An 18646-nucleotide genomic window follows, 5' to 3' on the forward strand; every position below is an offset into this window, starting at 1 on the left:
GGATGTCGACAAAGAAGGCGGGCGATCGTGGCAAGGGCTTGGTGGAAAGGGCGCCAAATACGTCATGATGCTGGTGCCCGGAGCCGGACTTGAACCGGCACGGTGTTACCACCGAGAGATTTTAAGTCTCTTGCGTCTACCAATTTCGCCATCCGGGCTAACGGATGTGGAAGAGAACACCGCGGGGAAATGATGGAGGCTGGAGTCGGAATCGAACCGGCGTACACGGAGTTGCAGTCCGCTGCATAACCACTCTGCCATCCAGCCTCTGAGCGCCTGATAGAACAGGCCAACCACTTGGCTTGAAAGCCTGACACAAGACATGCAGGGCTTCCAAAAGTTGGAGCGGGAAACGAGATTCGTCCGGGCTGGCGTTCCAGCTCGCGACCCTCATTGGCCGTTCCAATACCACCAAGTTCTGGAGCGGGAAACGAGATTCGAACTCGCGACCCTCGCCTTGGCAAGGCGATGCTCTACCACTGAGCTATTCCCGCCGAACTCGAGGACGCATTATAAGGATAAGTCTGTGAATGTCAAACGTTTATGCGCCTCATCCTGGATGCTCACATGGAGCGCGTGAGCTCCGGCCAGGCGGCACGCATGTACTGGTACATCGACCACAGGGTCAGCGCGGCGGCGACGTAAAGCAGCACCACACCCACGTTGGCGATCATGGTGCCCGGTGCAAAGCCCAGCAACAGCAGCAGAGAGACCATTTGCAGCGTGGTCTTGAGCTTGCCGATCCAGGAAACGGCGACGCTGCCGCGTTTGCCGAGTTCCGCCATCCACTCGCGCAAGGCAGAGATGACGATCTCGCGGCCGATGATCACCAGCCCCGGCAGCGTCAGCCAGGCGGTATCGAAGCGTTCGATCAGCAATGCCAGTGCCACCGCGACCATCAGCTTGTCCGCCACGGGGTCGAGGAAGGCGCCGAAGGGAGTGCTCTGGTTCCAGCGACGTGCCAGATAGCCGTCGAGCCAATCGGTAACGGCGGCGAGCCCGAACAGGCCGGCGCACAGCAGCAAACTCCAGGCATAAGGGAGATAGAAGGCGATCACCAGCAACGGAATGCACGCGATTCGGGCAAGCGTCAATAGGTTGGGAATGTTCATCGAGCGACGTAAGTCCTGGCTGGTGAATGAGGTAACCGCATTATTCTATCTTTCCGCTCATGGCTCATCCATGCAAGGCTTGATGGATGGTCGTGGCCATTTGGGCGCTGATGCCGGGCACACGCGCCAGCTCGTCGCGACTGGCCTGGCGCACGCCCTGCAGCCCACCGAAGAAGCGCAGCAACTCCCGGCGACGCTTGGGCCCGATCCCGGGAATGTCCTGCAGGGTCGAAGTACGGCGTTGCTTGTCGCGTTGCTGACGATGACCGGTGATCGCGAAGCGGTGGGCTTCGTCGCGAATATGCTGAATGAGGTGCAGCCCCGGCGATGCGCTGTCCAGTGCCAGACTGTTGTCGACGGTTTCCAGAAACAGCGTCTCGAGTCCGGGCTTGCGTGTCGTGCCCTTGGCCACGCCGAGCAGATGCGTTCCGGTGATGCCGACGTCCTCGAGCACCTCGCGTGCCATGTTGAGCTGTCCCTTGCCGCCATCGACGATCAGGATGTCGGGAAGCTTGCTGTCGTCCTGAGTCAGGCGTTTGTAGCGTCGAGTCAGGGCCTGTCGCATGGCAGCGTAGTCGTCCCCCGCTGCCACGCCCTCGATGTTGAAACGTCGGTAATCGGATTTGACCGGCCCGTCCTGGTCGAACACCACGCAGGAGGCGACCGTCGCCTCGCCATGGCTATGGCTGATGTCGAAGCATTCCAGGCGTGTCGGTGTCTCCTGCAGCTGCATGGCGTCACGCAGGGAGGCGAAACGCTTGGCCAACTGCGAACGATTGGCCAGTTGCGTGGTGAGGTGTTGCTCGGCATTGGTTTCCGCCAGGCGTAGCCACTGGGCACGGTGGCCGCGAACCTGATGGGCCAGGCGAATCCGCTTGCCGGCACGCTCGGAGAGGGCGGCTTGAATGACGTCGCTGTCCGCCAGGGGCAGGGCCGTGATGACTTCCGCGGGAATCTCGCGCTCATGCCCCAGGTAGTAATGGCTGATGAACTCGCCGAGAAGCGCCTCCGCCGTGAGATCCAGGCCGTTCTGGGGCATATGGTGGCGAGCGCCGAGCATGCGGCCGCCACGCACGGCCAGTGCGCTGATGCAGAGGCCGCCGGGGCGCTCGGCCAGAGCGAAGATGTCGGCATCGCCGTCCCCGGTATCGACGATTTGGCGTTCCTGCAGGCGGCGCAGTTGCTGGATCTGGTCGCGCAGGCGTGCGGCTTCCTCGAAATCCAGCGCCTGACTGGCGGTTTCCATGTCGCGGGTCAGTTGCGCGGTGACCTGCTCGCTGCGCCCTTCCAGGCACATGATGGCGTGGTCGATATCGCGCTGGTATTCCTCGCGACCGATGTAGTCGACACAGGGAGCGCTGCAGCGCTGAATTTGATATTGCAGGCAGGGCCGGGTGCGGTGCGCGAAGACACTGTCCTCGCAGTTGCGGATGCGAAAGATCTTCTGCATCAACGACAGGCTTTCACGCACCGCCGTGGTGCTCGGAAACGGCCCCAGGTAACGGCCGTCGCCACGTTTCTGCCGCGCGCGCTTGAATTCGAGGGCGGGGTAGGGGTGCCGGTCCGAGACGAAGATGAACGGGTACGATTTATCGTCACGCAGGAGGATGTTGTACGGCGGACGCTGCTCCTTGATGAGCGTCTGCTCGAGCAGCAGGGCCTCTGTCTCGGTCCGCGTGATGGTGACCTGGATGTCCTCGATCCGGCTGACCAGGGCCTGGGTCTTGGCGTTCAGCGCGCCACGGAAGTAGCTGGCGAGGCGGGCCTTCAGCCGTTTGGCCTTGCCGACGTACAGCACGTTGCCTTCGGCATCCAGCATGCGATACACGCCGGGTGACTCGGAAACCGTCTTGAGGAAGTGCTTGGCATCGAAGCTCATGGGCGCGGGGGAATCGTTGCATGGATCATGCCCGCCAGTGTATCAAAGGAGGACGGGGCCCGGCGCGCCCTGCGATGCCGATATGCCTGGTATCACGACGCCTCGTAGCCGTCGATCAATCCATAGCGCAGTCCGAGGTGGGTGAGTTCGACGTCGGACTGGACGTTGAGCTTCTCGAAAATGCGGTAGCGGTAGGTGTTGACCGTCTTGGGGCTCAGGAACAGGCGATCGGATATATCGCTGACCTTCTGACAATTGACGATCATCATCGCGACCTGCAGTTCGCGATGCGAGAGTTGATCGAAGGGATTGTCCTGTGTCCCCATCTTGGAAAGCACGACTTTCTGCGCGATGTCGGGGCTGATGTAGCGCTGCCCGTCGAAAATGGCGCGGATGGCACGCACCATTTCATCGAGCTCCGTGCCCTTGCTGATGAAGCCCGCGGCACCGGCGTCCATCAGGCGTTGCGCAAAGGCCTCCTCCAGAAAGGCGGTCACGATCACGACCTTGATATCCGACATGCCGCGCATGATCTTGCGCGTGGCTTCGAGCCCGCCGATGCCGGGCATGCGGATGTCCATCAACACGATATCGGGGCGCAATTCACGCGCCATGTTGACGGCCTCCTCGCCATCGACGGCCTCGGCGATGACCTTCAAGCCGTCCTCGGAGTCGAGCATGCGGGCGATGCTAGTACGTACCAAATGGTGATCGTCAGCGACAAGAACCTTGATCAAGGGAACTCCTGCAATCAATCGCCGGTTAGCGGAATGGTGACCTCGATGGCCCTGGCGAAGGCCATTGTGACGTTATTATGGGAGGTCGCGATGCGTTTCGCTATGTGCGAGCGTCGTCGTCTTCATATCAAGACGTCCTAAAATCAACGTAACAGCAATGTTCCCGTTATGCTGCCATCGATTTTGCATTTCCGCGCTTTCTGCGGCGGTGGATATGGCGTGCCAGGAAGGAAGAAAAACGCGTCTTGACACGAGGCAAGGAGGTTCGTAGTATACGCAGCGTTCCAGGGGCGCTGTGGCGGAATCGCGTCCTTGGCAGTGAAAGATGCATGCGACATGCATCGATGATTCGGGGCCTTAGCTCAGTTGGGAGAGCGCAACACTGGCAGTGTTGAGGTCAGCGGTTCGAACCCGCTAGGCTCCACCATATTCCGCTCGAATACCAGGCCGCCGACGCAATGCGTCGGCGGCTTTTTCGTGTGGGTGGAGTGGGCGTCGGCGACCGCTTCGGGCCGGTCGTGCGTGATGGTCCGGAGATTACGGGCTGGCGGGGCCGCTGGCGCCGCATTCCAGACAGCGGTATTGCATGCCGTCCTGGGCATGACGCTCCTCGAATGCCTGAAGACGTTCGTCATCGCTGATGGTCTCGCTGAGGCTGCACGCCGGACATTCGATGGTGCGTTCGTTGTCGTTCTGCTCGATGAGAAACATGATGCTCTCCTGCCGTGGTCTCGACTCGATATGAAGCATGTTCGCCGTGCTGTGACGGCAAGGCACGAAGCCTGTGAGCGCGCGGCTCATAGAGTGAAAAGTCGGCGTTTGGCCGGACAACGTCAACGTAGACATTGGCGACGTCCGGGTAGTAAAAAATCAACCGGAAATGCGGTCGATGTCGGCGCGCAAACTCATGTGGCGGGCAAGTCGAGAGAGCAGGGGCGTTTTCGTCGGCGTAGTCGAATTACAAGCGAGCCGACTACAGGCCGAAGACGGCGCTTGTGGAGGGCATGAACCGGCCAGATCGTTGCCAGAAAGATGGCGCGGCATCGTTCTGGCCGGTCTCGGTCTTGGCGTTATTCGACTTTGCCCAGCAGCAGGAATTCGATCAGGGCTTTCTGGGCGTGCAGGCGGTTGCCGGCTTCCTGCCATACCACGGCGCGCGGGTCGTCGAGTAACGTGGTGCTGATTTCCTCGCCACGGTGGGCGGGCAGGCAATGCAGGAACAGCACGTTATCGGCGGCATGATCGAGCAGCTTCTCGGTGACCTGAAAGCCGGCGAAATCCCGCTCGCGCCGGGCCTGCTCCTCTTCCTGACCCATCGAGGCCCAGACGTCGGTGGTGACGAGATCCGCGCCCTGCACCGCTTGCCGTGGGTCGTGAAGGATTTCCACGCGTTCGCCGGCCGCGGCCACGATGTCGGCATCCGGCTCGTAGCCGGGCGGGCAGCACACCCGCAGCCGAAAATCGAACTGCCGTGCCGCGTTGATCCAGGAATGGCACATGTTGTTGCCGTCGCCGATCCACACCGCCGTCTTGCCCTTGACCGAGCCACGGCATTCGGTCCAGGTCATGACATCGGCCAGCAGCTGGCATGGATGGTAATCGTCCGTCAGGGCATTGATCACGGGAACCACGCTGGCGGCGGCATATTCCTCGAGCCCGGCATGCGAGAAGGTGCGAATCATGACGATGTCCACCATCTCGGCGAGCACGCGGGCGGTGTCGCCGATCGGTTCGCCGCGTCCCAGTTGCGTGTCCCGTGGAGAAAGGAACAGCGCATGGCCGCCGAAGTGCGCCATGGCGGTCTCGAAGGAGACCCGGGTACGCGTCGAGGACTTCTCGAAAAACATCGCCAGCGTGCGGTTGGTGAAGGGCGTGTAGGTCGGCCCTTGTGCCTTGAGGCGGTTCTTGATGGTGATCGCACGCTGAATGAGGTGGCTGAGCTCCTCGGGTGTCAGATCGAGTAAGGTCAAGAAATGGCGTGTGGCCATGGCGACGCTCCTTGCAGATGAAATCGACGGCACTCGCCAACGAAAAGAAACGGGGCGCGACGGGCCCCGATCGGGGCTCGTCCTCGCGCACCCGGCCTCGTGCAGGGCGACATGCGGGCCGTACGGAAAGTCGACCATCCTAGCCAGCCTGCCGAGATGGCGCAATGTCGTCGTCACGAGGGCTGTTTTCGGCGTTCGCCATCAGTAGAATGGGCCTACATTCACCCGACGTCTTGCGGAGGCGCCGGCCAATGGGCAAGTCGCCCCGCGTGAGGAAACTGAGATGAGCACGACTCTCGAAAACATTCAGCAGCAAATCGGCGAAAACACGATTCTGCTTTACATGAAAGGCACGCCCCAACTGCCGCAGTGCGGATTTTCCGCGCAGGCTGTCCAGGCGGTGATGGCATGTGGCGAGCGCTTCGCGTTCGTGAACATCCTCGACAATCCGGACATTCGCGCCGAACTGCCCAAGTACGCCAACTGGCCGACGTTCCCGCAGCTGTGGGTCAACGGCGAGCTGGTCGGTGGCTGCGACATCATCGTGGAAATGTACGAAAGCGGCGAGCTGGAAAAGCTCATCAAGGATGCCGCGGCCAGCGCCGAAACCGAAAAGGAATGAGGCGCAAGCAGGTGGATCCTTGATCCGCGGCCCGCTCCGAAGGGAGGGGGCGGTATAGCAAAAGCCCCGTCGGCTCACACCGGCGGGGCTTTCGTTTGTCGGACCTGAGCGTCAGTCCTCGTCCATGCCCTGTTCCTTCAAGGCCAGATCCCAGCCGCCCAGGTTCTTGTAGCGGTTGACCATGGCGCAGAACAGCTCGGCGGTGCGTTCGGTATCGTAGCGCGCGGAGTGGGCGGAGGCATTGTCGAACTCGATTCCCGCCGCTCGGCAGGCGCGTGCCAGGACGGTCTGGCCATACACCAGCCCGCCGAGCGTCGCGGTGTCGAAGCAGGAAAAAGGATGAAACGGGTTGCGCTTGATGCCGTTGCGCTCGACGGCGGCATTCAGAAAGCCCTGATCGAAAGCGGCGTTGTGGCCGACGAGTATGGCGCGCGTGCACTGATTGGCCTTGATGGCCTTGCGGACCGGCTTGAAGATCTCGCCGAGCGCGTCGTGTTCGCTCAGCGCGACCTGCTGGCGCAGCGGACTGTCGAGGTCGATGCCGGTGAAGTCCAGTGCTGCCTGTTCGATGTTGGCACCCTCGAAAGGGCGCACATGAAAGGCGTGCGTGTCATCGGGCATGAGGTTGCCCTGGGCATCCATGGTCAAGGTCACGGCGGCGATTTCGAGCAAGGCATCGCGTTGGGCGTTGAAGCCACCGGTTTCCAGATCGACCACCACCGGGAGAAAGCCTCGAAAACGTTGAGCCATCAAATCGCGTGCCTGGCCGTCGCTCATGCTTTTGCTCCCATCCCAATGCGGTCTCGATAAGCGTCGCCACGCCCGGGTGGGGGCGACAAAGTGGCAGCGAGTGTAGCATTTTCGCCCCCCGACGTCCCGCCGCTCGGTGTTACTGAACGGCGCTCGGCGCTATAATCGGATCACGCGTTATGCTGTGTTCGCGCAGCCGACCCACTCGATCAACATCCATCTGTTCAGGAGTCCCGCATGTCCGATGTGAAAAAGGTCGTCCTCGCCTATTCCGGCGGCCTTGATACGTCCGTCATCGTCAAGTGGTTGCAGGAAACCTACGATTGCGAGGTGGTGACCTTTACCGCCGACATCGGTCAGGGCGAAGAAGTCGAACCGGCGCGCGCCAAGGCACAAGCGCTGGGCGTCAAGGAAATCTACATCGAGGACTTGCGCGAGGAATTCGTGCGCGACTATGTCTACCCGATGTTCCGCGCCAACACGATTTACGAGGGAGAGTACCTGCTGGGGACCTCCATCGCCCGTCCGCTGATCGCCAAGCGCCTGGTGGAAATCGCCAACGAGACCGGTGCCGACGCCATTTCGCACGGTGCGACCGGCAAGGGCAACGACCAGGTGCGCTTCGAGCTCGGGGCCTATGCACTCAAGCCCGGCGTCAAGGTCATCGCCCCGTGGCGCGAGTGGGACCTCAACTCGCGCGAGAAGTTGATGAACTATTGCGAAGAGCACGACATCCCGGTCGATTTCTCCACCAGCAAGAAGAAATCGCCGTACTCCATGGACGCCAACCTGCTGCACATTTCTTACGAGGGCGGCATCCTCGAGGATCCGTGGGCGGAAGCGGAAGAAGACATGTGGCGTTGGAGTGTCTCGCCGGAAGCCGCGCCGGAGCAGCCGACCTATGTCGAGCTGACCTTCGACAAGGGCGATATCGTGGCCATCGACGGCGAACCCCTGAAGCCGCACGAAGTGTTGTCCAAGCTCAACCAGATGGGCGGCGACAACGGCATCGGGCGTCTCGATATCGTCGAGAACCGTTACGTGGGCATGAAGTCGCGCGGCTGCTACGAGACGCCGGGGGGCACCATCATGCTACGCGCGCATCGCGCCATCGAGTCACTCACGCTCGACCGCGAGGCGGCGCACCTCAAGGATGAGCTGATGCCCAAGTACGCCGAGGTCATCTACAACGGCTACTGGTGGAGCCCGGAGCGCAAGATGCTGCAGGCTGCCATCGATGCCACGCAGGACAACGTCAACGGCGTGGTGCGGATGAAGCTCTACAAGGGCAGCGCCACGGTCGTGGGGCGCAAATCGGAGCAGTCGTTGTTCGATGCCTCGATCGCCACGTTCGAGGACGATGCCGGCGCCTACGACCAGAAGGATGCCGAGGGCTTCATCAAGCTCAACGCGCTTCGCCTGCGGATCGCCGCCGGCAAGGGGCGTCAGGCCGACTGATCGTCTTCGGGCCGGCGCGCGCGTGTCGCGCCGGCCTCCACGCGCAGGGAGAATGTCATGCTCAAGAAGTTGATCGACGGGCTGTTTCGCAGCGGCAACGTCAACGACGAGGAGATTCCCGCCACCGACTATGAAGGTTTCCTGATCACCCCGGACCCGCAGGATGTCGGCGGTCAGTACCGTGTCAGCGGCTGGATTCGCAAGCCCGTCGAGGGAGGCGAAACGCGCGAGCATCGCTTCGAGCGCTCGGATGTCGTCTCCAGCCGCGAGGATTGCATCCAGCTCACGCTGCGCAAGGCCCAGCGTTTCATCGATGATACGGGTGACGCCATGTTCGATGAGCGCTGAGACGTCGAGCGTGTCAGGCCGTCGTGGCAATAAAAGCGGCATCTTGCGATAGCGCCGCTACCCTTGAGGTGGCGGCGTTGTCGTTGGTATCCGCCACCACCGACCCGCTCGTGCCTGGAACTCGCCCCCGGGGCGATGGCCTAAGGCCCTGTATTTTCCGATGGAGCTGCGCATGATTACCGTGCATCATCTCGACAATTCCCGCTCGTTGCGCATCGTCTGGCTGCTGGAAGCACTGCAGCAACCCTATGAACTGGTGACGCACCATCGCGACCCCCAGACGCTGCTGGCCCCGGAAAGCCTCAAGCGGCTTCATCCTCTCGGCAAGGCGCCGTTGATCGTCGATGAGGGGCTGACCGTGGCCGAGTCCGGCGCGATCATCGATTATCTGATCGAACGCTATGACGACGGTCGACTCGCACCCGCTCCGGGCACGCCCGAGCATCGCGATTACCGCTATTGGCTGCATTACGCCGAAGGGTCCGCCATGCCACCCTTGGTGATGCATCTGGTGTTTTCCCGCCTGGGCAAGCCACCGGTTCCGGCGTTGCTGCGTCCCTTGGCGGGCAAGCTGGGGCAGGGCGTGCAAGCCAAGTTCCTCGACCCCGAAATCGAGCGCCATCTGGCTTTCTGGGAAACGACGCTCGGCGAGCATGCCTGGTTTGCGGGATCGACGTTCACGGCGGCGGACATTCAAATGAGCTTCCCCGTGCTGGCGGTCGAGTCGCGGCGGGGGCTCGCGGGCTTTCCGGCCATCGGCGAGTGGCTGACTCGCATACGTGCCCGGGCCGATTATCAGCGCGCCGTGGAGCAGACCGGCGAGCTGAACCTGAGTGCGACACGCTGAGAGGAGGTGAACGATCATGACAAGTCATCGTTGGATGTATGGGGCGGTCTTGATGGTGCTCGCGCTTCCCGCCATCGCTGTCGCCCAGACGACGTCGCACCGAGATGACGACGGCGCTCTCGGGGAGCCCGGCGTCATGGACTGCGATGTCCTGCAGGATGAGATCGAAGCCAAGATTCGTGCCAATGGTGTCGACGAGTTCCAGCTCGATCTCATCGCCAGCGCGCGTGTCGACGAGGATGGGGTCCGCGAAGGGGATCCGCTGGCCGGGGGCGAGGTGGTGGGCAGCTGCGATGGCGGCTCACGCAAGGTGATCTATCGGCGCGGCGCGCAAGGCAGCGGGGCGATGTCCAGCGAGGATGCCGCGCTGCCGCCCCGGGAGGCGAGCAGCGAGCCGGGAGAGGGCGATACACGGCCTGCCGAGGCCCCGTCACCGTAATCGTCGACGCCACTTCCCGCCCATCGCCGCGGTTGGCTACCATGAGGCCTTTTCAGCAGGAGTCTGCCGTGAAGGCCCTATTGCTTTCCGCTTATGCCGCCATGAGTCATCGCCACTGGGCGGAGGGGCTGCAGCAGCAGTTCGCCGAATTCGACTGGCGATGCCTGGCATTGCCGCCTCGGCACTTTTCCTGGCGGATTCGCGGCAATCCGCTGACGTGGCTCGGGCAGGCGAGTGAATGCCTTGCCGACGAGCATGATCTGGTCGTGGCCACGTCGATGGTCGATCTGGCGACCCTGGTGGGGCTGTTTCCCTCGTTGGGGCGGGCGCGCAAGGTCGTGTATTTCCATGAAAATCAGTTCGCTTACCCGTTGCCCAAGGGGCAGCGGGTGCAGGCGGAACCCCTGATGGTCAACCTCTATGCGGCTCTGGCGGCGGATGTCGTGGTGTTCAACAGTGCCCACAACCGCGACAGCTTCCTCGTCGGCGCGCGCACTTTCCTGTCGCGCATGCCCGAACGGCTACCGCTGTCGGCACTGTTGTCGCGCCTGGCCGAGAAGGCCGTGATTCTTCCCGTGCCCTTGCCCGAGCAGACACCACGCCCGGCGGGGCGCGGGCGGCGTCTGCTGTGGAATCACCGCTGGGAATACGACAAGAACCCCGAGATGTTTTTCGCCGCGCTGCAGGCACTGGCGAACCGCGGCATCGAGTTCGAGGTAGCGGTGGTGGGGCAGCAGTTCCGCGATCAACCGCCGATCTTCGAGGCGGCGCGGGCCTGGCTGGGAGATCGCGTGGTCAGCTGGGGCGAGCAGCCCGGCGATGCCTACCGTGAGGTCCTCGACGGTGCCGATATCGTGGTGTCCACGACCGATCATGAATTCCAGGGGCTGGCGGTCATGGAGGCGGTGACCCATGGCTGCGTGCCGCTGGTGCCGGAGCGCCTGTGCTTTCCCGAATATTACCCGCCTGAATGTCGGTACGCCGGCGACCAGGCCGCGCTCGAGGCCCGCCTGGCCGAGTGGCTGACTCAGCCGGCGACGCGCCCCGCCTTGCCCGATGCGCGTGCCTGGCAATGGCCGGCGTGGCGTGCGGCGTATCGCGACGTGTTGCGCGGTGCGTAAAAGGATCAGGCCAGTTCGGTCTTGTCCTTGTACTCGCAGAGATCCTCGATCACGCAGCTTCCGCAACGCGGCTTGCGAGCCACGCAGGTGTAGCGCCCGTGAAGGATGAGCCAGTGATGCGCATCGTGCAGGAATTCCCTGGGGACGTGGCGCATCAGTTTCTGCTCGACCTCGAGCACGTTCTTGCCTGGCGCGATGCGCGTGCGGTTGGCGACCCGGAAGATATGCGTATCCACCGCCATGGTCGGCTGCCCGAAGGCGGTATTGAGGATCACGTTGGCGGTCTTGCGGCCGACACCGGGTAGCGCTTCCAGTGCCTCGCGGGTATCCGGCACCTCGCCACCGTGCCGTTCGAGCAGCAGGTGGCAGGTTTTCATCAAGTTATCGGCCTTGCTGTTGTACAGGCCGATGGTCTTGATCTTGTCCTTGAGACCTTCCAGGCCCAGGTCGAGGATGCCCTGCGGCGTATTGGCCACCGGGAACAGGCGCGCGGTGGCCTTGTTGACTCCCACGTCCGTGGCCTGGGCGGAAAGCAGTACCGCCGTCAACAGCTCGAATGGCGTTTGCCAATGCAGCTCCGTCGTCGGCGTGGGGTTGTGATCGCGCAGGCGCGAAAAGATCTCGTGGCGTTTTTGAGCGTTCATGAGCGAATCAAGGCGATGAAGAGGAATCGAGGGCGTCACGGGCGGCATCGAGCATGCGCTGGGCCTCTTCGACCTGGCCGTGGGCGGCCTCGCGGCTGGCGGCATCGCCGTGTCGCTCGGCGTGGGCGACCTGCTGGCGGGCCTTGCGCAATGACTGCTCGGCGGCTTTGACGGCCATGCGCCGATGATGCGTAACGGAGGTGTCGGCGTGCCTTGTCTGGGCGTTGCCGAGCTGCCGGTCGATGTCCGTCAGGCGCGATGTCAGCGTCTCGGCGCGTTCATCGAGCGCCCGGCGTGTCTCCGCGTCCAGTGGATCGCGCTGGCGCTGGCGCTCCACACGCTTGAGGCCGGCGACCAGCGTGGCGCGCGTCGCCTTGAGAGACGTGGCATCCACGCCGGCGGTGGCCTCCTGCGGCGTCGGCTTGGCAGGGGCGGTCTCGCGTGTGGTCTTTGCCGCCAGGGCCGCCTGGCGACGTTCGCGCTTGCGGCGTTTCTCCTCGGCCTGGCGCTGGAGACGTCGCTGACGCGCCTCGTGGCGTTGCCGGCCCAGTTCGGCACGCCTGGTCAGGTAGGCGTCCTGCTGGGCGCGAGTTTCTGCCGCGACCCATTCGGGGTGCGGCAGGATGTCGATGCAGTCGACCGGGCAGGGCGCGACGCACAGCTCGCAGCCGGTGCATTCCCCGGCGATGACGGTGTGCATCTGCTTGGCCGCGCCGAGGATGGCATCCACCGGACATGCCTGGATGCACTTGGTGCAGCCGATGCATTCCGCTTCGCGAATGAAGGCGACCTTGGGCGACTCCGCGGGCTGCGCGAGGGGCTGTGGCGTCTGGCCGGTCAGCTCGGCCAGACGTATCACGGTCGCCTCGCCGCCGGGCGGGCACTTGTTGATCGCCTCGCCGGCGGCGATGCCTTCGGCATAGGGACGACAGCCGGGATGCCCGCACTTGCCGCATTGGGTCTGCGGCAGTGCGGCATCCAGCGTCTCGATGAGCGCGGCGTTAGCGGACACCATGCCTCCTCAGGACACCCGCTGGCCGGGCTCCGCCCCGTTGTCAGGTGACAGCAGATAGATGCCGCCCTCCTTGTCGCCGGCGGCCAGCACCATGCCTTCCGAAACGCCGAAACGCATCTTGCGCGGTGCCAGATTGGCGACCATGACGGTCAGGCGGCCTTCCAGCGCCTCGGGCGCATAGACGGCGCGAATGCCCGAGAAGACCGTCCGCGTTTCGCCGCCCAGGTCGAGCGTCAGCTTGAGGAGCTTCTTGGCGCCCTCGACGTATTCGGCCTTGGCGATGCGCACGATGCGCAGGTCGAGCTTGGCAAAATCGTCGAAGCCGATCTCGTCGGCGATCGGATCGTCGGCGAGGGGGCCCTTGGCCTGTTCCTTGAGCTTCTGCTCTTCGGCGAGGACTTCCTTGGACGCCTCGGTCATCGACGCGATCTTGTCGGTATCGACACGTGTCATCAGCGGCTTGAACTTGGCGATCGCGTGGTCCTCGAGCAAGGTGCGGCGGCTTTCCCAGTCGAGCGACTCGATCTGCAGGAAGTCGCGTGCCTGCTCGGCCATCGCCGGCACCACGGGCTGCAGGTAGACCATCAGGATGCGGAACAGGTTGATGCCCACCGAGCAGATGTCGAGCACCTCCTGCTCGCGGCCTTCTTCCTTGGCCAGCACCCAGGGCGCCTTGTCGGCGATGTAGGCATTGGCTTCGTCGGCCAGGTCCATGACCTTGCGCATGGCGCGGGCGAATTCGCGCGCCTCGTAATCGGCGGCGATGGCCTCGCCGGCCTCCACGAAGCGGGCTACCAGCTCGGGCTCGGCACAGTGCGCGGCGAGTCGGCCGGCACCCAGCTTCTTGACGAAGCCGGCACAGCGACTGGCGATGTTGACGACCTTGCCGACCAGATCCGCGTTCACGCGCGAGGCGAAGTCCTCGAGGTTGAGGTCCAGATCGTCGACGCCAGCGGTGAGCTTGGCGGCGAAGTAGTAGCGCAGGTACTCGGGGTTGAGGTATTCGGCATAGGTCTGCGCCTTGATGAAGGTCCCGCGGGACTTGGACATCTTGGCGCCGTTGACGGTGACGAAGCCGTGGCAGTTGACGCCGGTCGGCGTGCGCAGCCCAGCGCCCTCGAGCATGGCCGGCCAGAACAGGGCGTGGAAGTAGACGATGTCCTTGCCGATGAAGTGATAGACCTCCGCGTCCGAGTCGCGGCGCCAGTAGCTGTCGAAGTCAATGCCCTCACGCTCGCAGAGGTTCTGGAAGCTGGCCAGGTAACCGATCGGCGCGTCCAGCCAGACATAGAAATACTTGCCCGGCGCGTCGGGGATCTCGAAGCCGAAATAGGGGGCATCGCGCGAGATGTCCCACTCGTTGAAGCCCGATTCGAACCATTCGAGCAACTTGTTGCGGATCTGCGGCTGGACGTGGCCGCCGTCGATCCAGCCCTTCATGAAGTCGGCGAAGTCGGGCAGCTTGAAGAAGAAGTGCGTCGAGCTGCGCACCTCGGGCGTGGCACCGCTGATCGCCGAGACCGGATCGATCAGCTCGGCCGGCGTATAGGTGGCTCCGCACGCCTCGCAATTGTCGCCGTACTGATCGCCCGCCCCGCATTTGGGGCAGGTGCCCTTGATGAAACGGTCGGCGAGGAACAGGCCCTTCACCGGGTCGTACATCTGCTCGATGTCACGCGTCGAGATATGGCCGGCGTCACGCAGCGCCGTGTAGATGCGCTCGCTGTGCTGACGGTTCTCTTCCGAGTGGGTGGAATAGTAATTGTCGAATGCCACCCCGAAGCGGGCGAAGTCGGCCTGGTGTTCGGCGCTGACCTTGCTGATCAGTTGTTCCGGAGTGATGCCTTCTTGCTCCGCGCGCAGCATGATCGCGGTGCCATGGGCGTCATCCGCACACACGTAATGACACTCGTGGCCGCGGCTCTTCTGGAAGCGCACCCAGATATCGGTCTGGATGTACTCGAGCAGGTGGCCCAGATGGATCGAGCCGTTGGCATAAGGCAGGGCACTGGTGACCAGGATCTTGCGCTTGGCGTTGGCGGTAGTCGGCATGGCGGCTCTAGTGACTGAAATCGGGAACAAGAAAAGGTGTCTCGAACGACATCGACGAAAAGGCGATTGTAGCCCGCTTGGCGCTTGGCTGCATCCGTGGCGCCACGCGACGCCCGGGTGGCGCGTGCTCAGTTCGCCGGCCAGCCGCCTTGACGTATGGCCGGGCGGCCGGCGACGCCGGGGTTGTAGAGATATAGCCAGGCGGGGCCGAACGTCGTGGCATGCACGCTGCGGTCATAGGTGCCCCGGGACGGGGCGCGCACGCGGTAATCTTCCAGCCGGTCGAGCGCTGCCAGGCCGCTGGCATTGACCCGATAGACCTCCACCTCGATGCCGCGCGACGGCTCTTGCTTGGCACCGGGGCAATGGCCCAGGTCGTAGAGGGTGATATGGGTCAGGGTGTCGCGGCCGAGGTACTCGGCGTCCTGCAGCCAGTGATGATTGTGCAGACCACGCTTGAGCGTGCCATAAACGGCGACCAGCGGTGTGCGGCGAATGGCGAGAGCGGGTGAATGCATGGCGACCTTGCGTTGACGGCGACGCGGGTTCAGCGCTCGGCGTGAGCGTCGTCCCGATAGACGAGGAAGTTGTCGAGGCCCTGGTCGGCGAGCCGAAGCGCCTGCATCTTGCTCATCACGCCCTGGGCGCAATAGAGCGCGTAGCGTTGCCGGCCTGAAAGCTGCGCGGCGCGTGCGGCGAGTTCGTAAAACGGAATCGCCAGCGGCTCGCCATGCGGCAGCTTCAGCGGTGCGGCATCGCGTTCGTCGGGGTGGCGAATGTCGATCACCGTGACGTCCTCGGCTGCGCGCAGCGCGTCGGCGGAGGCGATCACGGGAACATCCAGCGGCCGTGACGGCGGTGCATCGAGGAGGCGATCCACCCGGGTGCGACTCGCGGCCTCCAGGGCGGCATCGAGGACGCCCATGTCGAAATCGGCCTCGGCGGCCTCGATCTGGGCGAGCTTGGGGCGCGTGTTGGGGCGCCGTGAAATCGTGCCGCAATATTCCGGCAGGCGTTCGGCATGCTCGGCCGTGCCGATGCGCTGAGCATCCTCGATGATGCGCTGCTTGTCATCGGCGATGAGCGGACGCAGCACGGGGCGCTCGCTGACGCGATCGATCAGCCCCAGGTTGGTGACGCTCTGGCTGGAGACCTGGGCCAGGGCGTCCCCGGTGATCAGGGCGGGAATGCGTGCCCGCGCCGCAACGCGATTGGCGGCGCGCAGCATCATCCGCTTGAGCACGACCCCCGCCAGGCCGGCAGGCACGCGTCGCTGGATCTCGTCGAGCACCTCCTCGAACGGCACGCTGATGAAATGCACGCGATGAGAGGCGCTATAGCCTTGCCACACGCGATGGACGACCTCGCGTACGGTGCGTTCATGCGCGGCCCCGCCGAGATTGAAGAACAGGTAGTGGGTCTTGAGGCCACGGCGAATCATGCGCCAGGCGGCTACCGGGGAATCGTAGCCGCCCGAGATGAGCGCCAGCGCCTGACCCTGGGTACCCAGCGGATAGCCGCCCAGGCCGGGAAGGCGCCGTGTGACCAGGCGCAGATGCTGGTCCTGCAGTTCGAGAGTGACATCCACGTCGGGCTGCGTGAGATCCACCTTGGCCTGCGGAGCGGCGGCAAGAAGGGCGCCTCCCAGGTAACGCTCGAGCTCCGCCGAGGTGAAGTCATGTTGTCCTCGGCGCTTGACGCTGACCCGAAAGCGCTGGCCTGCCAGTGCCTCCTGCCATAACGCCGCCAGGTGTGCGGCGGTGTCACCGAAAGAGGTGAACGTATAGGCCTCGATCACCAGCGTCTCGTGAATGCCGGAGGTGCGGGACAAGACGCCTTCCACCCGTTCGCGGGTCGTCTCGTCGATGGGGCGGCGAATGCGTACCTCCAGCGCATCCCAGCAGTCGGCGATGCGTACATCGGGCACCAGGGGCGCAAGGCTGTTGCGCAGGTTGGTGCGCAGGCAGCGGACCATCTCCTTGCGCACGGGCCGTGACTTGATGGTGATCTCGGGGAACAGCTTGACGCGATACCGCATGTGATTCATGTCGACTGACGATGGGCGCGCCATGGTAGCAAGGTGCCGGAGGGCTCGCCAGTTGTCCCCGGAGGCGCAGGGGGGCCGTGACGATCATGCTCGATGTTACCGACCGGTGGCGCTATGTTGAGAAATGTGTGCTGTCGCCACGCCCGAGCGCACATGAATTTGATACCATCGACACGTTCGTGATCCGCGCCGTGGTGGGCGCTTCTTTATGGGCAGGGATAAGCGCATGTTTCTCGACGATTTTTACACCGTGACCGATGACCGGCTATGCATCACCGCCGAGCAGGCGAGCCGCTTCGCCAAGTGTATCGCTGGCGATTACAATCCCATTCACGACCCGGACGCGCGCCGGTTCTGCGTGCCGGGCGATTTGCTGTTCGCGCTGGTGATGGCGCGCTTCGGTCTGGCGCAGCGAATGACCTTCCATTTCAAGGGCATGGTCGGCGACAGCGTGCCGTTGTGCTTCGCACAGCACGGCGATACGGTCAGCGTGACCGATCACCACGGCAAGGTGTACCTGGAGGTCGAGCGCGGAGGCGACATTACCCGTGACGCAGGTGTCATCGAAGCCTTCACGCGTCGCTATGTGGCCTTTTCGGGGCGCAACTTCCCGCATTATCTCAAGCCGCTGATGGAAGAGCAGGGCGTGATGTTCAACCCCCAGCGCCCCCTGGTGATATACGACAGCATGGGCTTCTCGTTGTCGCGCCTGGATGTCGCCGAGGCGGGCGTTGCCTTCACGGGGGCGACGCTGGATGTCACCGGCAAGCGTGGCGATGCCTTGCTGCAATTCCAGATGACCGATGGCGACACCGTCATCGGCCATGGCTCCAAGAAGCTGGTGGTCAGCGGATTGCGCGAGTACGACCCGCCGGTCATGGATGCCTTCGTCGAGCAGTTCATGAGCCTCAAGGCGCACTCCGCGACGACCGGCTGAGGGCCGCTGCATTCGCCCCGCGGTCTCTGCCTCGATTCAAGGGTGCAACCCTCGTGCGTCTGGCCTGTCACATGTCATGTCATCCCCAAGTCACAGGAGCGAGCCTTGAGTCTCGAAGGTATTCAGCAATTCTTTCAACGCATGCTGGACGCGCCGCAGTCGTCCCGACGTCAGGTCACGCTGGAGCTGGCGGTGGCGGCGCTGTTGTGTGAAATCATGCGTGCCGACTTCGAACATGATCCACGCGAGAAGGCGCTATTGCGCGAGCTTCTGACCGCGCGCTTGCGCGTCAGCGCCGAGGAAGTCGAGGAGTTGATGGCGCTGGCCGAGGCGGAGGTCGAGCAGGCCGTCGACCATTACGAGTTCGTCAGGTTGATTCGCGAGCATTACGACTACGAGGATCGCGTGGCCCTGGTCGCGCAAATGTGGCAACTGGCCTTCGCCGACGGCGAGCTCGATGCCCTGGAGGAGCACCGCATCCGGCGCCTTGCGGATCTGCTTTACGTCAGTCACGGCGATTTCATTCGCACCAAGCTCGAGGTGATGCCCGACGGTTGATGCGTCGCTCAAAAAGTTGACTGAAACGCTTGGGTAAGTGCCCTCGCCGGACGTTATACTGGGCGGCAGATGGCGTCGCGTTCCGGCGCCAG

General features: G+C 63.5%; 20 protein-coding genes and 4 tRNA genes. 10 read left to right on the plus strand and 14 right to left on the minus strand.

Annotated features, from left to right (window positions below; all coding sequences use genetic code 11):
* Window positions 1-71: 71 nt before the first annotated feature.
* The 6 genes from ABGX75_RS10800 to uvrY form a co-directional block, all read right to left on the minus strand.
* Window positions 72-158 (minus strand) — tRNA-Leu (locus tag ABGX75_RS10800).
* Window positions 159-193: 35 nt separating this feature from the next.
* Window positions 194-267 (minus strand) — tRNA-Cys (locus tag ABGX75_RS10805).
* 152 nt (window positions 268-419) lie between these two features.
* Window positions 420-494: transfer RNA gene (locus ABGX75_RS10810), tRNA-Gly, on the minus strand.
* A 69-nt stretch (window positions 495-563) separates the two neighbouring features.
* Complete coding sequence (gene pgsA / locus ABGX75_RS10815) at window positions 564-1112, minus strand: CDP-diacylglycerol--glycerol-3-phosphate 3-phosphatidyltransferase (protein ID WP_011507431.1); 549 nt, start codon at window positions 1110-1112, stop codon at window positions 564-566.
* 64 nt (window positions 1113-1176) lie between these two features.
* Window positions 1177-2991 carry an excinuclease ABC subunit UvrC gene (uvrC, locus tag ABGX75_RS10820; RefSeq protein ID WP_035412147.1) on the minus strand — a complete coding sequence of 605 codons (1815 nt, stop codon included), beginning with the start codon at window positions 2989-2991 and terminating at the stop codon, window positions 1177-1179.
* Window positions 2992-3083: 92 nt separating this feature from the next.
* On the minus strand, window positions 3084-3728 hold the full coding sequence (gene uvrY, locus ABGX75_RS10825; protein ID WP_011507429.1) for a UvrY/SirA/GacA family response regulator transcription factor: 645 nt from the start codon (window positions 3726-3728) through the stop codon (window positions 3084-3086).
* Window positions 3729-4079: 351 nt separating this feature from the next.
* Between uvrY and ABGX75_RS10830 the strand changes: the two genes are divergently transcribed.
* Window positions 4080-4155: transfer RNA gene (locus tag ABGX75_RS10830), tRNA-Ala, on the plus strand.
* A gap of 110 nt (window positions 4156-4265) precedes the next feature.
* Here the strand turns inward: ABGX75_RS10830 and ABGX75_RS10835 are convergent.
* Both ABGX75_RS10835 and argF read right to left on the minus strand, forming a co-directional pair.
* Window positions 4266-4439 carry a hypothetical protein gene (locus tag ABGX75_RS10835; protein ID WP_011507428.1) on the minus strand — a complete coding sequence of 58 codons (174 nt, stop codon included), beginning with the start codon at window positions 4437-4439 and terminating at the stop codon, window positions 4266-4268.
* A 359-nt stretch (window positions 4440-4798) separates the two neighbouring features.
* On the minus strand, window positions 4799-5716 hold the full coding sequence (gene argF, locus ABGX75_RS10840; protein ID WP_347411334.1) for an ornithine carbamoyltransferase: 918 nt from the start codon (window positions 5714-5716) through the stop codon (window positions 4799-4801).
* A 283-nt stretch (window positions 5717-5999) separates the two neighbouring features.
* Between argF and grxD the strand changes: the two genes are divergently transcribed.
* Window positions 6000-6338 (plus strand): Grx4 family monothiol glutaredoxin, encoded by a 339-nt coding sequence (gene grxD / locus ABGX75_RS10845; RefSeq protein WP_011507426.1) that lies wholly within the window; start codon window positions 6000-6002, stop codon window positions 6336-6338.
* Between the two features lie 111 nt (window positions 6339-6449).
* On the opposite strand, the gene rnt is transcribed toward grxD, so the two are convergent.
* Entirely contained in the window at window positions 6450-7115 is a 666-nt protein-coding gene (rnt, locus tag ABGX75_RS10850) for a ribonuclease T (RefSeq protein WP_011507425.1), read from the minus strand.
* Window positions 7116-7325: 210 nt separating this feature from the next.
* Between rnt and ABGX75_RS10855 the strand changes: the two genes are divergently transcribed.
* From ABGX75_RS10855 to ABGX75_RS10875, 5 genes are all read left to right on the plus strand, one after another.
* A complete protein-coding gene (locus ABGX75_RS10855) occupies window positions 7326-8546 on the plus strand; it encodes an argininosuccinate synthase (RefSeq protein WP_035412152.1) in 1221 nt (406 codons plus the stop codon).
* 57 nt (window positions 8547-8603) lie between these two features.
* Window positions 8604-8894, plus strand: a complete 291-nt coding sequence (locus tag ABGX75_RS10860) for an HlyU family transcriptional regulator (protein WP_035412155.1) — start codon at window positions 8604-8606, stop codon at window positions 8892-8894.
* A 172-nt stretch (window positions 8895-9066) separates the two neighbouring features.
* Entirely contained in the window at window positions 9067-9741 is a 675-nt protein-coding gene (locus ABGX75_RS10865; protein ID WP_035412159.1) for a glutathione S-transferase, read from the plus strand.
* A gap of 16 nt (window positions 9742-9757) precedes the next feature.
* Window positions 9758-10180, plus strand: a complete 423-nt coding sequence (locus tag ABGX75_RS10870) for a DUF1161 domain-containing protein (RefSeq protein WP_347411335.1) — start codon at window positions 9758-9760, stop codon at window positions 10178-10180.
* A 68-nt stretch (window positions 10181-10248) separates the two neighbouring features.
* Entirely contained in the window at window positions 10249-11301 is a 1053-nt protein-coding gene (locus ABGX75_RS10875) for a DUF3524 domain-containing protein (RefSeq protein WP_347411336.1), read from the plus strand.
* A gap of 5 nt (window positions 11302-11306) precedes the next feature.
* Here the strand turns inward: ABGX75_RS10875 and nth are convergent, their stop codons facing one another.
* From nth to thiI, 5 genes are all read right to left on the minus strand, one after another.
* Window positions 11307-11945: an endonuclease III gene (gene nth, locus ABGX75_RS10880; RefSeq protein WP_035412162.1), complete on the minus strand. Its 639-nt coding sequence runs from the start codon at window positions 11943-11945 to the stop codon at window positions 11307-11309.
* Between the two features lie 7 nt (window positions 11946-11952).
* Complete coding sequence (gene rsxB / locus ABGX75_RS10885; protein WP_347411337.1) at window positions 11953-12960, minus strand: electron transport complex subunit RsxB; 1008 nt, start codon at window positions 12958-12960, stop codon at window positions 11953-11955.
* Between the two features lie 6 nt (window positions 12961-12966).
* Complete coding sequence (gene metG, locus ABGX75_RS10890) at window positions 12967-15012, minus strand: methionine--tRNA ligase (RefSeq protein WP_347411338.1); 2046 nt, start codon at window positions 15010-15012, stop codon at window positions 12967-12969.
* A 128-nt stretch (window positions 15013-15140) separates the two neighbouring features.
* A complete protein-coding gene (locus tag ABGX75_RS10895; RefSeq protein ID WP_179153176.1) occupies window positions 15141-15530 on the minus strand; it encodes a gamma-glutamylcyclotransferase family protein in 390 nt (129 codons plus the stop codon).
* Window positions 15531-15559: 29 nt separating this feature from the next.
* Window positions 15560-17059, minus strand: a complete 1500-nt coding sequence (gene thiI, locus ABGX75_RS10900; RefSeq protein WP_347411339.1) for a tRNA uracil 4-sulfurtransferase ThiI — start codon at window positions 17057-17059, stop codon at window positions 15560-15562.
* A 77-nt stretch (window positions 17060-17136) separates the two neighbouring features.
* Here thiI and ABGX75_RS10905 point away from each other — a divergent pair, with 77 nt between their 5' ends.
* The 3 genes from ABGX75_RS10905 to ABGX75_RS10915 all read left to right on the plus strand — a co-directional run bounded on the left by ABGX75_RS10905 (window position 17137) and on the right by ABGX75_RS10915 (window position 18554).
* Complete coding sequence (locus tag ABGX75_RS10905) at window positions 17137-17313, plus strand: hypothetical protein (protein WP_156961514.1); 177 nt, start codon at window positions 17137-17139, stop codon at window positions 17311-17313.
* Window positions 17286-17996, plus strand: coding sequence for a DUF3581 family protein (locus ABGX75_RS10910; protein ID WP_347411340.1), 711 nt, complete (start codon window positions 17286-17288; stop codon window positions 17994-17996). Before ABGX75_RS10905 ends, ABGX75_RS10910 begins: the two co-directional genes overlap by 28 nt.
* A 141-nt stretch (window positions 17997-18137) precedes the next feature.
* Window positions 18138-18554 (plus strand): TerB family tellurite resistance protein, encoded by a 417-nt coding sequence (locus ABGX75_RS10915; RefSeq protein WP_347411435.1) that lies wholly within the window; start codon window positions 18138-18140, stop codon window positions 18552-18554.
* Window positions 18555-18646: the final 92 nt, after the last annotated feature.

This window comes from Chromohalobacter sp., from assembly GCF_039830575.1.
Classification (GTDB): domain Bacteria; phylum Pseudomonadota; class Gammaproteobacteria; order Pseudomonadales; family Halomonadaceae; genus Chromohalobacter; species Chromohalobacter israelensis.

What these genes read in the sequence shown, in the direction of transcription:
- grxD (WP_011507426.1), top strand. Translation starts at nt 6,000, where the DNA reads ATGAGCACGACTCTCGAAAACATTCAGCAGCAAATCGGCGAAAACACG.
- ABGX75_RS10870 (WP_347411335.1), top strand. Translation starts at nt 9,758, where the DNA reads ATGACAAGTCATCGTTGGATGTATGGGGCGGTCTTGATGGTGCTCGCG.
- ABGX75_RS10855 (WP_035412152.1), top strand. Translation starts at nt 7,326, where the DNA reads ATGTCCGATGTGAAAAAGGTCGTCCTCGCCTATTCCGGCGGCCTTGAT.
- ABGX75_RS10915 (WP_347411435.1), top strand. Translation starts at nt 18,138, where the DNA reads ATGCTGGACGCGCCGCAGTCGTCCCGACGTCAGGTCACGCTGGAGCTG.
- ABGX75_RS10895 (WP_179153176.1), bottom strand. Translation starts at nt 15,530, where the DNA reads ATGCATTCACCCGCTCTCGCCATTCGCCGCACACCGCTGGTCGCCGTT.
- ABGX75_RS10910 (WP_347411340.1), top strand. Translation starts at nt 17,286, where the DNA reads ATGTTTCTCGACGATTTTTACACCGTGACCGATGACCGGCTATGCATC.
- pgsA (WP_011507431.1), bottom strand. Translation starts at nt 1,112, where the DNA reads ATGAACATTCCCAACCTATTGACGCTTGCCCGAATCGCGTGCATTCCG.
- metG (WP_347411338.1), bottom strand. Translation starts at nt 15,012, where the DNA reads ATGCCGACTACCGCCAACGCCAAGCGCAAGATCCTGGTCACCAGTGCC.
- nth (WP_035412162.1), bottom strand. Translation starts at nt 11,945, where the DNA reads ATGAACGCTCAAAAACGCCACGAGATCTTTTCGCGCCTGCGCGATCAC.
- thiI (WP_347411339.1), bottom strand. Translation starts at nt 17,059, where the DNA reads ATGAATCACATGCGGTATCGCGTCAAGCTGTTCCCCGAGATCACCATC.
- argF (WP_347411334.1), bottom strand. Translation starts at nt 5,716, where the DNA reads ATGGCCACACGCCATTTCTTGACCTTACTCGATCTGACACCCGAGGAG.
- ABGX75_RS10860 (WP_035412155.1), top strand. Translation starts at nt 8,604, where the DNA reads ATGCTCAAGAAGTTGATCGACGGGCTGTTTCGCAGCGGCAACGTCAAC.
- ABGX75_RS10835 (WP_011507428.1), bottom strand. Translation starts at nt 4,439, where the DNA reads ATGTTTCTCATCGAGCAGAACGACAACGAACGCACCATCGAATGTCCG.
- rsxB (WP_347411337.1), bottom strand. Translation starts at nt 12,960, where the DNA reads ATGGTGTCCGCTAACGCCGCGCTCATCGAGACGCTGGATGCCGCACTG.
- uvrC (WP_035412147.1), bottom strand. Translation starts at nt 2,991, where the DNA reads ATGAGCTTCGATGCCAAGCACTTCCTCAAGACGGTTTCCGAGTCACCC.
- rnt (WP_011507425.1), bottom strand. Translation starts at nt 7,115, where the DNA reads ATGAGCGACGGCCAGGCACGCGATTTGATGGCTCAACGTTTTCGAGGC.
- ABGX75_RS10865 (WP_035412159.1), top strand. Translation starts at nt 9,067, where the DNA reads ATGATTACCGTGCATCATCTCGACAATTCCCGCTCGTTGCGCATCGTC.